The organism is Embleya sp. L77 (genome assembly GCF_055557415.1).
In genome coordinates this window covers 67,128-80,361 of sequence record NZ_CM145709.1, presented here as the reverse complement: position 1 = coordinate 80,361, position 13,234 = coordinate 67,128, and the positions used below count along the sequence as shown (strand labels likewise).

The window sequence follows — 13,234 nt, the reverse complement described above, 5'->3', positions numbered from 1 at the left end:
GGAGAACCGGGTGCAGCAACCCCCCGACCGCGCGGCGTCCCGCGCGGTCCTGATCGGCACCGCCGGGTACGCCAACCTGCCCGAACTCACGGCGGTGACACGGAATCTGGTCGCGATGCGCGCGATGCTGTGCGACAAGGAACTGTGGGGACTGGCGGATGCGTCGTGCCGGACCATCGCGGACCCCGAGCAGCCGGCCGACATCGTCGACGGGGTGAGCGAGGCGGCGCGCGAGGCGAAGGACACCCTCGTGGTGTATTACGCGGGCCACGGACTCCTGGACGCCGACAACGTCGATCTCCACCTCGCGCTGCGGCATTCGCGGGAGTTCCGCGGGTACACGGCCCTGTCCTACCACTACGTCCGCCAAGCCGTGATGCGCAGCCCCGCGAGGCGCCGGATCGTCATCCTCGACTGCTGCTACAGCGGCCGAGCGGCACACCCGTTGATGGGTGCCAACGGCGACGACCTCGCCCAGCACGCGGTCGTCGAAGGCACGTACGTCCTGACGTCGTCATCCCGCGACTCCGTCTCCCTCTCACCCGCCGGAGAGGTACACACCGCGTTCACCGGCGAGTTGCTCTCGATCGTGCACGACGGAATCCCCGACGGGCCGGATCTGATCGACCTCGAAACCCTCTACACACACCTCGACCGCCGACTGCGTGCCCGCAACCGTCCCCCTCCGCAGCGGTGCAATCAAAACACCGCAGGCCTGTTGCCGCTGGTGTGGAACCGAGCCCGCCGAGTGCCCCAAAAGAACGTGATGTCGGCGGCGGACGTGGCCGCGCGCGCATGGGACGTCGGCATGCGTCTGGCCGATGTGCTGCGCGCGACCGGCCGCAACCGCGAGGCCGCCGAGATCCTGACTCTTCTGTGGGACGCCCGGGACACCGACAAGCCACCCGACGATCTCCAGCTGCACCTGCACCTGTCGCAGTTGTTCAACGAACTCGGCCAGGTCGACGAGGCCGCGGAGGTTCTCCGGGAGGCGTACGTGAACCTCGACGAGAGTCACCCCCGCGACGTGCTCGCTCGGGTGTCGTTGGCCTTCGCCAGGCTCATGCGCGAGCGCGGCGACTACGCGAAGGCATGCGACGTGCTGGAGTCGGCCGTCGAATCACTCGGCGACGCGCCGCCGGCAACGACCCCGGTCCCCACCGCGAATGCGGGGTATCCGGGCGTCGGCATGAATCCCGAGGTGGAGGAGACCGCGAGGCTTCGACCGTTCGCCGTCCCGAAATCGACCGACGTCCAACGTCTCCGGATGTGTGGGGCGTGCGGAGCCCCGGACTCGGGAAAACCGTTCTGCGCATCCTGCGGGACGGCGCGGGACAACGGGTGACCCCGTTGCCGGCGACGGTGGCCTCGCACCGGTCGGGCGCGCGGGTCGATGAGTACGGCGCGCTCGCCCGTCAGCGGGTGGGCATCACTCGCCGCCCTGGACGGGGCACCGGCCCAGGGCGGTCCCCGGCACGAGCCCTACGGGCGCAGCGAAGTGTCCCGCAGGGCTCGTGCCGGGATGCTCCGCGGCGAACGCTTTGCGGCGTGGGCGAGGCGATCGCGCAGGCGGGTCAACCGGTCGATCTCTGCGTCGAGCGCGGCAAGTCTGCGCTCGACCGCCAACGACGCGGCGGATTCCGCGCCGGGGAGTCCGTCGGGAGCGGCGCCTGCCGCGTCCGCGTCCCCACAGCGCGGCGCCGTGTCGTCCGCCAGCAGGTCCAGGCGAGACGCGAAGCCGCGCACGTCCTCCACCGTGAGCCCGAGCCGCAGCAGGTCCCGGACGACGCGGACGCGGGCGACGTCGGCCGGCTCGTACTCGCGCTGCCCCGACGCGCTGCGGGCGGGCGCGGGTAGCAGGCCGCGCTGCTCGTAGAAGCGCAGCGCCCTGGGCGTCGTACCGGCCGCCGCGGCCGCGTCCCCGATCCTCATGTCCCACCCGTCTCGTCCTCGTCGTTACGGCTCCACCACGACCGTGCCGAAGTGCCGCCCTTCCAGCAGTTCCTGCAACGCCGCCGGCGCACGGTCGATGCCCCGCACCCGAACGTAGGGGAAGCGGATCCGGCCGTCCCGCAACCAGATGCCGAACTGCTCCTCCCACTCGGCGGGCACGTCCGGGTGGTCGGCGCCGCGGTATCCGCGCACCGAGACCCCTCGGACGACGAGCCGGTACGTGTCGATCTCCGCCGGCGCGCTGCCGCCCGCACGGTCCGCGGACAGCTGCCCGGACAGCGCACCGAGCAGGGCGAAACGTGCGCCGGGACGGGCTGCGGCGACCGCGGCCGTCAGCTGTTCGCCGCCGACGGTGTCGACGACGACGTCCACTCCCTCGGGCGCCGCCTTCGCGAGTTGCTCGCCGATCGGGGCCCGCCCGCGCACCACGACCGCGTCGTAGCCGAACTCCGCCCGCAGCCGTTCGGCCTTTGCCACCGAACCGGTGCTGCCGATCACGCGACCCGCGCCCGACAGCCGGGCGATCTGCCCGGCCAGCACCCCCGTCGCTCCTGCCGCGCCGGTGACGAAGACGGTTTCGCCATCGCGCACGGCAGCAAGTCGCGTGAGCGCACCGTATGCCGCCGATCCCGTCGACAGGTGCGCCACCGGGTCCGGGAGCCTGTCGCCCGCCAAGGTGTATCCATCGGTGGGCAGCAGCGCGAACTCCCGCCAGCCGGACAGGTGGACGACGGTCTCGCCCGGTCGCGCCGACGCTCCCTCGCCCGCCGCGATGACCTCGCCGACCGCCGGGCCGAACAGCGTGTCGCCCGCGCGCAGCGGCGGCAGGGGGACGCCGTCGGTCTCGTCACCCATGAGGGTCCGCAACCCCGGGAAAACCAGGAAGTGTCGGTTCCTGACCAGGATTTCCCCGGGGCCGGGCTCCGAAATCGGCACTTCCGCGACCTGGAGGTCGGCGGCCGTCGGCAGCCCCGGTGGGCGTACGGCGAGGCGGACTGCACGTGTGGTGCGGGGCAGGGATGTACTCATCGCAACTCCTCGACTTGCCGTCGTTCGATGCCGCGCCACGGCCGCTCCGCCGTGACGCCGTGGCGACGCTAAACCCTGACGTGCGGGTCAAAGGCAAGCCCGTGCGGTCGGCCCCGCGAACGCGGGATGTGCCCTTCCGGTAGCGGCATGCCGAACTCGGCCGGAATGTCGGCCCCGCAGTGCGCTTCCGCAACTGGACCACGGAGACGAACAACGATGGCGCTCGGACCCAAAGCGGCTTCAAGGTCAATCCCTATGCGAACGATTCCGACCGGCCCCGCCGGATCGTCGAGAACACCACTACAGGTGCTATCACTCGCCAGGTGATCGCCCCGTATGGCAGCTTGGCAGCCCTTACCGACACGACGGGAAATGTCGTCCTGCAGTTCACCAACCTGCACAACGACGTTGTCGTCGCATTGACCCTTGGTGCGAACCCCACGCCGCAAGCGGTGGATTCGACGAGTTCGGCGTCGTCAAATCGGGCTCCGGTGTGCGATACGGATGGGCCGGCGGTCCCACAGCGCTCGGCCGAGACGCCAAGCGGCAACATTCTCATGGGTGTTCGTCTGTACGATCCGGGCACCGGCCGGTTCCAGAGCGCCGACCCCGTTCGATACGGCAGCGCGAGCTCATACGACTATGCCGACCAAAGCCCCATTGGGAACGAGGACTTGCCCGGATTGTGGTGTGTCGAGAATTGCTGCCGCCAATGGGGTAGCGTAGGCAAACGCTTCGATAGGGACATCACCAACAGAGTCGCCAACCGCAGCTGAGTCGTTGCCGGGCGGTTGGTTCGTTGGTGAGCTGGCTGGTTGGCCCGCTGTGGAGAATTCCCGCTGTGGGGAATCTCGTGGGCGCAGGCTTCGGCTGACCGACGCCCAGGGCTCCGTCATCGCCATGACGGACAAGAACGGCAACAAGGTCAACGCCTACGCCTACGACCCGTACGGCAACGCTCGTACGACGACCGAGGCGGTACCCAACCCGCTTCGCTACACCGGCACCTACCTCGATCCGACCGGCCTGTACGAGATGGGCGCCCGCTATTACGACCCCACTCTGGGCCGTTTCACCCAGCCTGACCCCAGCGGCCAGGAAACCAACCCCTACGCCTACACGGCCGGCGACCCGATCAACCACGTCGATCCCACCGGGCTGGGCCTGAAGTCATGGGTGAAGAAGGGCTCGAAGATCTTCACCAAAGTAGGCGCCGGATGATACGTATTCCGCGCCGTAAGGGACACGGACCACTCGTGGGGCGACGAAGCCAACGATCTCAACCAATGCTTCAACCCGTACGCCGGCTACGTGGAGTGAGACAGAGATGCCCGACTCCCACAACAAGTCAGATCTGCTCGCACTGTCGGTCGTGATCTCCTTCGGGGTCACGGTCGTCCTCAACCTGGCGGAAGCGATCTGGGATCCCTCCGGCGCCGCCTGGCCCCTTCTGCGCCAGGTGTCCGCCGCCGTCTTCACCGTGCTGCTCATCGCCTACGTTGTCCATCGCGTCCGCCACCGGAGGTCGGCAACGTCCAGCGGCAGGCCGGGTAACACGGACAGAGCCAACTGAACGCATCACAAATGTGGTGACCTTCGGAGTCCGGTCTTCACCCGTGCTCGAGAGGCGACCGGCACCGCAGCCCACCGTCCGTCGTGTGTCTCCGCATCGCAACGAGGTGGAGACACACGACGGAGGACGGGCGTGTGCCCACACGTCGCCACGCCTGTCTCTGCGAGGCGGGGGTCGCTCCCGGCACCGCATGGGCCCCGCGTCCCGGGGCAGGCTCCCGGTCCGGACTTTCGGCAACCGGACTCAGGGGGATCAGTGGACGTTTCGACCGATGACCCAACCGGGAACGTGCTCGCCGGCAGTATCGGCGGGGCCGAGTGGATCGTGATGGCGTTCATGATCGTGTGTGTGATGGCCGCGATTGCGATCCCGTTGCACGTGAAGCGCCGCCGACGGAACTGACGGGTCTGCCCGTGGGCTTTCCGAGTTTGCACGCGCACGCTCTTTCCCGGCTAGGACGATGCATTGATCGTGCGGGTCGGAGTGAGAGGGGAGCAACAGTGCTGTTGCCGGTGTCGGCTGTCCCTCTGGCTCGCTCACCGGGAAGAACGGCCTGTGCTGTCGCGCGAGGAAAGCATGGCTCTGTTCACGAGAGACGACAGCGTTTCTACGGCGGTTCGGGAGGCACCGGGGCTCTGGGCCCGGGTCGGATGTTCACGAGTTTCGGCAGTAATCGGAGGCTGTTCCGGCTGGGTTGTGGACCGTGCGCGTTCGATTGCGAGGATCTTGGGTCTCGGGGTTGAAGTTGCCGTTGCGGCAGCTCCTACCGTCGTGACCAGGGCCGGAGAAACCGGCCCGGCGACAACACATGTGCGGGAGTCGTGATGGACTGGCCGATCTCGGAGGTGGCCCGGATGTCGGGCGTGACCGCCCGGACACTGCGTCACTACGATGAGACGGGTTTGCTGCCGCCGGCCCGGATCGGAGCCAACGGGCACCGCTACTACGAGGAGCGTCAGCTGCTGCGGCTGCAACAGATCCTCGTGTTGCGGGCGCTGGGCGTCGGGCTGCCGGAGATCGGCCGGATCCTGTCGGACAAGGTCGACGAGGTGAACGCCCTGCGGGGCCACCACCGACGCCTCCTCGCGGAACGGGACCGCCTCGACACACTGGCCGGCACCGTCTCCCGCACGATCGCCGAACTGGAACAGTCCAGGAAGGACGGCAACCCCATGACCATCAACCGACCGGAGAACCTCTTCGAAGGCGTGGCGCCCTCCCAGTACGAGGAGAACATGCGCGACTTCCCCGAACTCGCCGAAGAGGTCGCACGCCGCGCCGACGCGATGAGCCAGGCCGACGCCGACGCCGCGCACCGTGAGCGCACCGCGCAGATGATCCGGCTGGCCGAACTCATGACCGCAGGCCACCGGGCCGACGCCGACCCGGTCCTGGCCGAAATCGACACCCAGTACCGGGCACTGACCGCACTGCGCGCAGCCACCGCCGAGGACTACCGGGCCATCGGACGCTCCGTCGTCGACAACGAGACGTGGCGCGCCGCGTACGAGGCCATCGCTTCCGGCCTGGCCGCGTACCAGCGCGACGCCATCGAGGCCTACACCACCACCCGACTGAACTGAGACACGACGCGACCGCCATCGGGGGAAGAACCGCGATGGCGGTCGCGTGACGTCACGGGCGGTCCGACGATGTTCGATCCCGATGACCGGGCTGGGGGCGCCTCGACACGACGCCGCCCATTCCCGTGAACAACGACTTTCCTCACGAAAGACCGCCTCCCGACGCGCTGAACAATCGCTGTCGGACGTCGTGAACAAAGCCAAAAGCACACCGCACTGGCGGGATAAGCGACTCGGTCGGTGGCGTACTCCTGCCCGTCACCTCCGCCTGGGGCGTGGGCCTGTACTCCTGCCGCGGCCAGTCCTCCAAGACCTTCGTCTACGAAGCGGTTCGCTTCGGGCGAGGGTGAGTTTCGTCGACGAGGTCGGCGAGACGGTCCGTCCGGGCCGGACGTCGCGTCGCTTCTTCGATCCGCCCGACAGGGATCAGGCCGTCGAGGACGTCGACGACGAACCGGGATGCGGGGCATGGCTTCGAACTCGTCTCGTGAGTCGTCGTTCGGCACCGTGTGCGTGTCGGGTGATGGATGCTCGGCGATGGCTGGGCCCGCCGGTCAGTCGATGCCTTCGATGATGCGGAAGTCGCGCTCGTAGCCGTCGGGGAGGGCCACCAGCGCCTTCTGGTATGCCTCGCTCTCGTATGCCGCGACGGCCTGTTCGAAGTTGTCGAACTCGATCAGAACGGCGCGTTGCGTGATTCCGGCCTCGTGGGCGACGACTCGACTGCCAACGGACAGGGTGCGCCCGCCCCCGGCCCGGACAGCCGGACCGGCCAGCCTGTCGTAGGCAGTGAGCGCCTCAGGGTCGGAAAGGGCGGGGTAGACACTGACCCAGTAGCCCTTGGCCATGGAAACCTCCTGTGTTCGGCCGGACACGTCCGACGTCGAATCGACACCCGGATCGATCGATCCCGCCGACCGGTACCGCGGCCGGTTGGATCGTCGTATGCGCAGGCTAGGGCTCGATGTGCGGTCGAGGGAAAGACCGGTGCGGGATAGACTCAGAACGGATCGTTATCAATCGGCAGGGAGGACACGTGGCGCCGGATACGGTGAGCCTGCGGTACTTCCTGGTGCTGGCCCAGGAGTTGAACTTCACCCGCGCGGCCGCGCGGATCGGTATCGCACAGCCCGCACTCAGCGCCCGGATGCGCCGGTTGGAAGCGGAACTCGGTACGGCCCTGCTGGTCCGCAACACGCGTAGCGTCGTATTGACCACGGCCGGTGCGGCTTTGGTGGAGTCCGCGCCGCCCGCGCTGGCGGCGCTGGACCGGGCATGGGACACCGCCCGGAGCGCGGCGGCCGGCGAACTGGGCACGCTGCGCATCGGATACAGCCTCAGCACCGGGGCCGAGACGGCACCGGCCCTGGTGGACAGGCTGATTCGCGGCAACAGCGGACTCGAGGTCGGCGCGGTCCCGATGGCGACACCGGAGATCTCCCCCGCGGTCGCCGACGGCCGCATCGATGCCGGGGTCACCCGCGGTGAACAACCGGGCCGTGGCGTGCGCCGGTTCCTGCTGCGGCGTCAGCGCGTCGGGGTCCAGCTGGCGCAGCACCATCCGCTGGCCGAACACCCGGAGATCGAGATCGCCGACGCGGCCGCCTATCCGCTGCGACTCCCGGACCGTGCGGCCAACCCCGTGATCCACGATCAGCTGTCCGCATTGTTCCGAGACACCCGACCACACCCCCGATTCCACACGCCCGCAGTCTCTTTCGACATGTCTCAGCGCGACCTGCGCGACGGGGTCACCCTCGCCCCGGCCGGAGAAGCCGCAGCCACGGCACAACCGACCGGTCTCACCTGGCGACCGCTGCGAGGCGCGCCCAGCCTGACGATCCACCTGGTCCTCCCACGCGAGCAGTCGCCACTACACCGCCGCATCCGTGTCGCCGCCAAAACCCTGGCGCACGAGCTGCACTGGCTGCCGGACTGACGCGCAAGAGGTCAAGCGAGACGAACGCCCGCGGTGGCGAGGCCGAAGACCTTGCGCCGGCGGACTTCACGGTGACCACGACGACGGCGGTCCTGCCGAATGTCCGACACCACCTCGCTGCGCCGGCGGATCGGCATCCGATGACGGCCCCGGGCCCGGTCCGAGTCGTAGACCGCGGCGACGTCCTCGCCCAGCCCGAGGCCGGGCCTCCCTCCACCGGCTTAACCGCTGTACCGCTGTGCTCCAAGGCCGTGTCATGCGGTCGTGGGGCGGGGTCGTTTGACCCGTGCGTGGTAGTAGTCGAGTTCCCACCGGGCCCGGTCGGGCGAGGCCCCGCGCGGCAGGGTTCGGCTGCCCGTGGCGAACGTGACGTCGCGGTCGCCCATCAGGGCGAACACGACGCGAAGGACCCGGGACATGGCCTCGGTCCTCTCGTCGTAGTACCACTGGGCGACCACGCCTTGGTCGTCGCCGAGGAACGGGCGCTGGAGGAACTCCTGCACCTGGGCGGGCAGATTCCCCAACACCCCCGAGTCTCGCTCGTCCAGGCCCAGGTCCGCCACCACGGCCGGACGGGCCGGCGGCGGATCCCCGCCTGCGGGGCGGCGAGGCCGGAACAGGCGGGACGCCTTCGAGGGCTTGCGCTCCACCGGGTCCAGGTGGAGCGAGCGATGTTCGAGGGCGTCGGGCTCGAACCGCAGGCGCTCCACCAGATACACCCGCCTGCCCTCGCGGACGACGGACGCCGCCCGGCACGCGCCCAACGGCCCGAACACGAACGCCTCGACGTACTCGTCCGCGTCCAAACTCGCCCACCACGCCAACGTCGAACCCGCCTGCGCCTCCAGGCGTTCGCGTGTCTTCGGGCCGAGCATGTCCCAGCGCTGTTCCCGGTTGGACCCGGACGTGCCGACGGGCAGTTCGCCGGGCGCGTGTATCCGGGCCACCTGTTCGACCGGCCCCGGGCCCCGATCCGCTCCGGCGACCTCACCGCCGGTCCTGAGCGCGGGCAGCAATCCCTGGTCCGACGGCAGCGGCGGCCGCGGATACCGCCCGGGACCCTCTCCATCACGCCGCACACCCGCCATGCCCTCTCCCCCTCCGTAGGCCCGTCCGCCCAGTTTGCGCGAACTCCCGCACGCAATGCGTGGTTTCGACAACATGGAGTCACCGACGATCGAGGGGGACACTCATGGGCACCTGCCAGAGGTCGACGAAAGGCAGCAGGGGCGGAAAGAGCTGCGGCAACAACGCTCGCCCCGGCGAGCGCTACTGCGCCAAGCACTCCAGCGGCAAACGACCCGGAGGATCGAGGCGCTCGAAGAAGAACTCCGGCGACGGGTGCGGCGGCCTGTTCATCCTGGTCCTCACCGCGGTCGTGATCCTCGCCCTCGGCATCTGGACGTGACCACACCGCACCCACGGCGCCGGCCGACGACGGACAGGCGGTTTCAAGAATCCGACCTCGTGTGAGGTCGGATTCTTGAAAGGGTCCGGCGACCGGCGACGGTTCTTCCCGGGGGAGCGATACATCTTCGCGATCGTGCGGCCGCTCGGCCCGGCGCTGTCGGTGTGTGCGGACGAGCCGCGGGACGCGGTGGCACAGGTGTGCGCGGACCCGGTGGAGAACATGTACGGCGCCTTCCCGGCGTTCGTCCACCGTCCCGTCGCCTACGGGCCGGGTCCGGATCCGGCGGGGGAGGTGTACAACAACACCCGCGTGTTCACCGCGGACGACCTCGGCCGCTCCTTCGAGATGGGCCTGTGCGCCCGCAACGACCCCGGCGGCACCCCCTCAGCGGCGGGCACTTCTCCGCCCGCCTGATCGACCGCGACGACAACCAACGCGTGGGCAGCCGCCTGGGCAGCACCTTCTACGGCGAACACCGCATACTCGACGGCGACGCCTTCCTCGTCACCGTCGTCCCCTGATGGGAGCCGAACCGTGTGCGCCCGGGACTGCTACGACTGGGAGATCGACGAAGACCGCCTCGCTTGGTGTGTCCGCGACAACGGATGCCGCCGATGCACGGCGCGGACCGACGAGTACGAATACCACCTGGCCGTGGCCGCCGAACGCCACCGCAACGCACGCCGACCCGACCTCCACGGTGATCCGACCGCAGCCTGGCGGGCCCAACCGCGACCACCGCAAGGTCCGCGCCCGCGTCAGGCAGGTCTTCGCTCGCCGGAAGGTCCTGCGCGACTGCCGCCGCAAGGGCGACGGCGTGTACTGGTCGGTCAGAGGGCATCTCATTCATGTTGATTCGCCCTTGATGAGCCAGTGCCGTAGCAGGCCACGTTTGCGGCGTTCGGAAGCTTGTAGCGGCCCTCTTGTTCGGTGTGGGCGGGTACTTTCGGCGGATGAACAGTGGTGGTCAGCCGGATCTGGACGAGATCGAGGCGTGCTTCGTCGCGCTTCTTGAAGGGCGGCTGACCCGTGACGCCGTCGATCGGTGGGCCGGTCGCCGGCTTACGGATGACGGTCTTGAGTGGGACAAGTTGAGCTGGTGGGCTCTGGGGCTGCTCCATGGGATCGATCTGCGTCATGGGCCTGGCGAGGACTACCTCCATGACGACGTTCAGGTGCGGGAGTGGCTGGTGAAGCTGCGTGACCGACGCGCCGGGAAGTCGCACCGCGAGCGTGATCAGGACTGAGGTCGCCGCACCGAGGCACAACGCCAGGATCTTCAACGCAAGCAGTCTCGTGTAGAGCCGCGGATCGGCGGCGGGGTCCGTCCGTGCCCGACGTCTGCGGCCTTCGTCCTCCGCCCACCGGCACATCTCCGCGAAGAGGTCGGGCGACACCTGGGCCGCCGGGCGGGTCGAAACCCCATAACCGTACCGGAGGGCCGTGACGCCGCCCTCTCCGCCGAGAAGCGGTCGAGCCCCGGGCACGGAACTCCCCTGGTCGTCCGCCGTGACCCGCGTTGCCACCTGGGCAACACGTTCCCGGGCGAAGGCGGTCCGCCGCCCCTCCCCGCCGAGGACGTCGACCTGGTGGCGCAGGACGCCCATCTCCCGGTAGTGCCTCGATCGTCGCGCGGTGTTCGGCGCGTTCGGCCTCGGCCTCACGGGCGTATCCGGTGGCGGCGCGGAGTCGTCGGTCCTCCTCGCGAACTCGCGTTGCGACCCGGCGCGTTCGAAGCACGCCTGCATCGCTGCGCCGTAGCGCGCCGCGTCCGGCTCCACCGCGTCCCGACCCGGCACGCCCCCGCCTTCGTCGGCACTCATGCGGGTGTCGTCCACTTCGTCACGTCCCGATTCAACGCCATAAGGGGGCAACACGGGCGCCGGAACACCCAAATGTGTTGCCGATGCGCCGGCAACGGCCGTTGCCGCTACCGCAGCACTCCGTGCCCGTCCGAGGCTCGTCGCCGACACCGACGGAATCGAGCATCGGAGGCCCGGTGAACACCCCGTCCGAACAGCCCATCCCTGAGCCGGAACACGGGCAGGAGCCCGTACCGGCCCCACCCCTGTCGCGGCGCCGACGACGCCTCGTCGCCCTGCCCGGCGAGGCCCACCCACGCGGCTTCGCCTCGGGCGACGGGAACCGCGTCGCGGCCGACCCGTGCCAGACGGGTACCGGAGCGTCCGGGAACTTCTGTGCCTACCAGCGCGACAACTTCCAGGGAACCAGGATCGACATGTGGCAGTGCGACACGAGGTACTACGTGTCCACCTGGGGCAGCGGCGGTTCCTGGATCAACGACCAGACCCGCAACCAGGAGAGCCGCCGGGCCCGCATGTACAACCCGAGCGGCACCCTGATCTACACGACGCCGGTGGCGTACAGCAGTGATCCCCACGGCGACTGGAACGCCGTCCGCGACGTGATCCCCTGCCACTAGGCCCGTGGGAGGGAGTGATCCGGATCGACGACCTCCCGAAGGTCGTCGATCCGGATCCTCGCGGCCCGACCGACGAGCGTGGGGCCACGGCGTCCGGGGCTTGCTCCGTACGGGATCTGTGGCCCAGGAGGGGGTGCCGCCGGCTTCGTGCTTTCTCCGTTGGGGTGCCGTCAACGACCGTGTCACCAGCCCCAAACGAGTCCATGGCCGAGTTCGTGGAGCGGCTGTTGCTGGACGTCGCGACCAAGGCGGGGCCTCGCACAGCAGATGCGGTAGTCGGCGTTCGCGCCGGGCAACGCGCCGCCCTGGCGGAGAGCAACCCGGTGCAGGCTGAGTTGCAACGCCTGCGCGACGAGCCGGCCGAGGCCGATCGTCGACGCCAACGGTGCGAGGTACGGGAGGAAGCCATCATCGAGGCGTTGCAGGCTCGGCAACGCGATCTCGCCGATCTGAACGGACGCCATCGCGAAGCACAGGTTGCCAACGAGCAAGAGCGTGTCGACCACGACGCGGAACTCGCCGTGGTCAACGACGAGCGACGACGCCTGTATGAGGAATGCGACCGTCTGGCGGCGAAGGTCGAGGCACTGCGCGAGGCCCTGGACGGTGCCCACCGCCGGACTCTGGAAGCCGAGCGCCGCTGTGAGGAACTTGAGCGCACCCTGGAAGTTGCCGAGCACGGAGCCACCCAGGCGGACACCAAGGGCGGCGCGCTTCAAGATCCGCATCACCTCCGGAGCGTCTTGATGACTTCTCTGCGCAAGCTGCATCAAGCCGCGGGGCATCCCGATCTGACGGAACCAACAGCCGAAAGCCTCTCCTCAAGTCCTCCGATCACGCTGCCGCATCGTTCGATGCAAGGTTGGCTTCATGGGGGGCGCGCCAGGGTGTGCTGGTCATGGCTCGGGACGCTACTCGCGATCTTCCCGCGTCCGGGGGGGATTTCGGTGGTGCGGCTTCCGCTTCCCGGGTTCTGGCCTCGGATAACACCGGGGTATCCGAGGCGGTTGGTGTGCTTCCCGCTCCGAGCGTCCGGCGCTCGCCTCTATTCGACGACGGACCGGACGGCGTCGGGGATATCCAAGGCCAGGCGGTGGCCGATCTCTTGGCCTACGCCGGTGGTCACCCCCACCAGGAGGGTCGCGGCGAGGGTGAGGGCGAGATGTCGTCGGCGGGAGCGCGGGCGGCGCGGTGCAGGGTCGTTGGGGTCGGCGTGGGTCTGGGTGTCCATGGGTGTCTCCGTTCGCGGGTTTCGCCGACGGTTTGTGTTCGCGGCGCTGTCGGCCGCGTTCGTGGTGTCGGT

The 13,234-nt window shown here is 69.1% G+C and carries 15 protein-coding genes and 2 pseudogenes; 10 read left to right on the top strand and 7 right to left on the bottom strand.

Going from position 1 to position 13,234, the window contains the following annotated elements; genetic code table 11:
• The first annotated feature begins 10 nt into the window (after positions 1 to 10).
• The gene (locus ACZOOI_RS00320) at positions 11 to 1,345 is read left to right on the top strand and encodes a caspase, EACC1-associated type (RefSeq protein ID WP_465278808.1); all 1,335 of its coding nucleotides are present in this window, start codon (positions 11 to 13) and stop codon (positions 1,343 to 1,345) included.
• A gap of 137 nt (positions 1,346 to 1,482) precedes the next feature.
• On the opposite strand, the gene ACZOOI_RS00315 is transcribed toward ACZOOI_RS00320, so the two are convergent.
• Positions 1,483 to 1,932, bottom strand: a complete 450-nt coding sequence (locus ACZOOI_RS00315) for a MerR family transcriptional regulator (RefSeq protein WP_465278807.1) — start codon at positions 1,930 to 1,932, stop codon at positions 1,483 to 1,485.
• 24 nt (positions 1,933 to 1,956) lie between these two features.
• Positions 1,957 to 2,982 carry an MDR family NADP-dependent oxidoreductase gene (locus ACZOOI_RS00310; protein WP_465278806.1) on the bottom strand — a complete coding sequence of 342 codons (1,026 nt, stop codon included), beginning with the start codon at positions 2,980 to 2,982 and terminating at the stop codon, positions 1,957 to 1,959.
• Positions 2,983 to 3,161: 179 nt separating this feature from the next.
• Here ACZOOI_RS00310 and ACZOOI_RS00305 point away from each other — a divergent pair, with 179 nt between their 5' ends.
• The 4 genes and pseudogenes from ACZOOI_RS00305 (at position 3,162) to ACZOOI_RS00290 (ending at position 6,138) form a co-directional block, all read left to right on the top strand.
• Positions 3,162 to 3,758, top strand: a complete 597-nt coding sequence (locus ACZOOI_RS00305) for an RHS repeat-associated core domain-containing protein (RefSeq protein ID WP_465278805.1) — start codon at positions 3,162 to 3,164, stop codon at positions 3,756 to 3,758.
• Between the two features lie 94 nt (positions 3,759 to 3,852).
• A pseudogene (locus ACZOOI_RS00300) lies at positions 3,853 to 4,203 on the top strand (RHS repeat-associated core domain-containing protein); the annotation flags it as partial.
• 106 nt (positions 4,204 to 4,309) lie between these two features.
• On the top strand, positions 4,310 to 4,555 hold the full coding sequence (locus ACZOOI_RS00295; RefSeq protein WP_465278804.1) for a hypothetical protein: 246 nt from the start codon (positions 4,310 to 4,312) through the stop codon (positions 4,553 to 4,555).
• Positions 4,556 to 5,379: 824 nt separating this feature from the next.
• Complete coding sequence (locus tag ACZOOI_RS00290; RefSeq protein ID WP_465278803.1) at positions 5,380 to 6,138, top strand: MerR family transcriptional regulator; 759 nt, start codon at positions 5,380 to 5,382, stop codon at positions 6,136 to 6,138.
• A 554-nt stretch (positions 6,139 to 6,692) separates the two neighbouring features.
• On the opposite strand, the gene ACZOOI_RS00285 is transcribed toward ACZOOI_RS00290, so the two are convergent.
• On the bottom strand, positions 6,693 to 6,986 hold the full coding sequence (locus ACZOOI_RS00285; RefSeq protein ID WP_465278802.1) for a DUF1330 domain-containing protein: 294 nt from the start codon (positions 6,984 to 6,986) through the stop codon (positions 6,693 to 6,695).
• A gap of 188 nt (positions 6,987 to 7,174) precedes the next feature.
• On the opposite strand from ACZOOI_RS00285, the gene ACZOOI_RS00280 reads away from it, so the two are divergent.
• A complete protein-coding gene (locus tag ACZOOI_RS00280) occupies positions 7,175 to 8,077 on the top strand; it encodes a LysR family transcriptional regulator (protein WP_465278801.1) in 903 nt (300 codons plus the stop codon).
• 254 nt (positions 8,078 to 8,331) lie between these two features.
• Here the strand turns inward: ACZOOI_RS00280 and ACZOOI_RS00275 are convergent, their stop codons facing one another.
• Positions 8,332 to 9,165: a hypothetical protein gene (locus tag ACZOOI_RS00275; protein ID WP_465278800.1), complete on the bottom strand. Its 834-nt coding sequence runs from the start codon at positions 9,163 to 9,165 to the stop codon at positions 8,332 to 8,334.
• Between the two features lie 104 nt (positions 9,166 to 9,269).
• Here ACZOOI_RS00275 and ACZOOI_RS00270 point away from each other — a divergent pair, with 104 nt between their 5' ends.
• From ACZOOI_RS00270 to ACZOOI_RS00260, 3 genes and pseudogenes are all read left to right on the top strand, one after another.
• Complete coding sequence (locus ACZOOI_RS00270; RefSeq protein ID WP_465278799.1) at positions 9,270 to 9,485, top strand: hypothetical protein; 216 nt, start codon at positions 9,270 to 9,272, stop codon at positions 9,483 to 9,485.
• A gap of 75 nt (positions 9,486 to 9,560) precedes the next feature.
• Positions 9,561 to 9,902: a hypothetical protein gene (locus ACZOOI_RS00265; RefSeq protein ID WP_465278798.1), complete on the top strand. Its 342-nt coding sequence runs from the start codon at positions 9,561 to 9,563 to the stop codon at positions 9,900 to 9,902.
• Between the two features lie 313 nt (positions 9,903 to 10,215).
• Positions 10,216 to 10,326 (top strand): annotated as a pseudogene (locus tag ACZOOI_RS00260) (IS5/IS1182 family transposase); the annotation flags it as partial.
• A gap of 4 nt (positions 10,327 to 10,330) precedes the next feature.
• Here the strand turns inward: ACZOOI_RS00260 and ACZOOI_RS00255 are convergent.
• Positions 10,331 to 11,311, bottom strand: a complete 981-nt coding sequence (locus tag ACZOOI_RS00255) for a hypothetical protein (protein ID WP_465281340.1) — start codon at positions 11,309 to 11,311, stop codon at positions 10,331 to 10,333.
• Between the two features lie 176 nt (positions 11,312 to 11,487).
• On the opposite strand from ACZOOI_RS00255, the gene ACZOOI_RS00250 reads away from it, so the two are divergent.
• Entirely contained in the window at positions 11,488 to 11,931 is a 444-nt protein-coding gene (locus ACZOOI_RS00250) for a hypothetical protein (RefSeq protein ID WP_465278797.1), read from the top strand.
• Between the two features lie 182 nt (positions 11,932 to 12,113).
• On the opposite strand, the gene ACZOOI_RS00245 is transcribed toward ACZOOI_RS00250, so the two are convergent.
• Positions 12,114 to 12,662, bottom strand: coding sequence for a hypothetical protein (locus ACZOOI_RS00245; protein WP_465278796.1), 549 nt, complete (start codon positions 12,660 to 12,662; stop codon positions 12,114 to 12,116).
• A 314-nt stretch (positions 12,663 to 12,976) separates the two neighbouring features.
• Positions 12,977 to 13,162 carry a hypothetical protein gene (locus tag ACZOOI_RS00240; protein WP_465278795.1) on the bottom strand — a complete coding sequence of 62 codons (186 nt, stop codon included), beginning with the start codon at positions 13,160 to 13,162 and terminating at the stop codon, positions 12,977 to 12,979.
• Between the last annotated feature and the right edge of the window lie 72 nt (positions 13,163 to 13,234).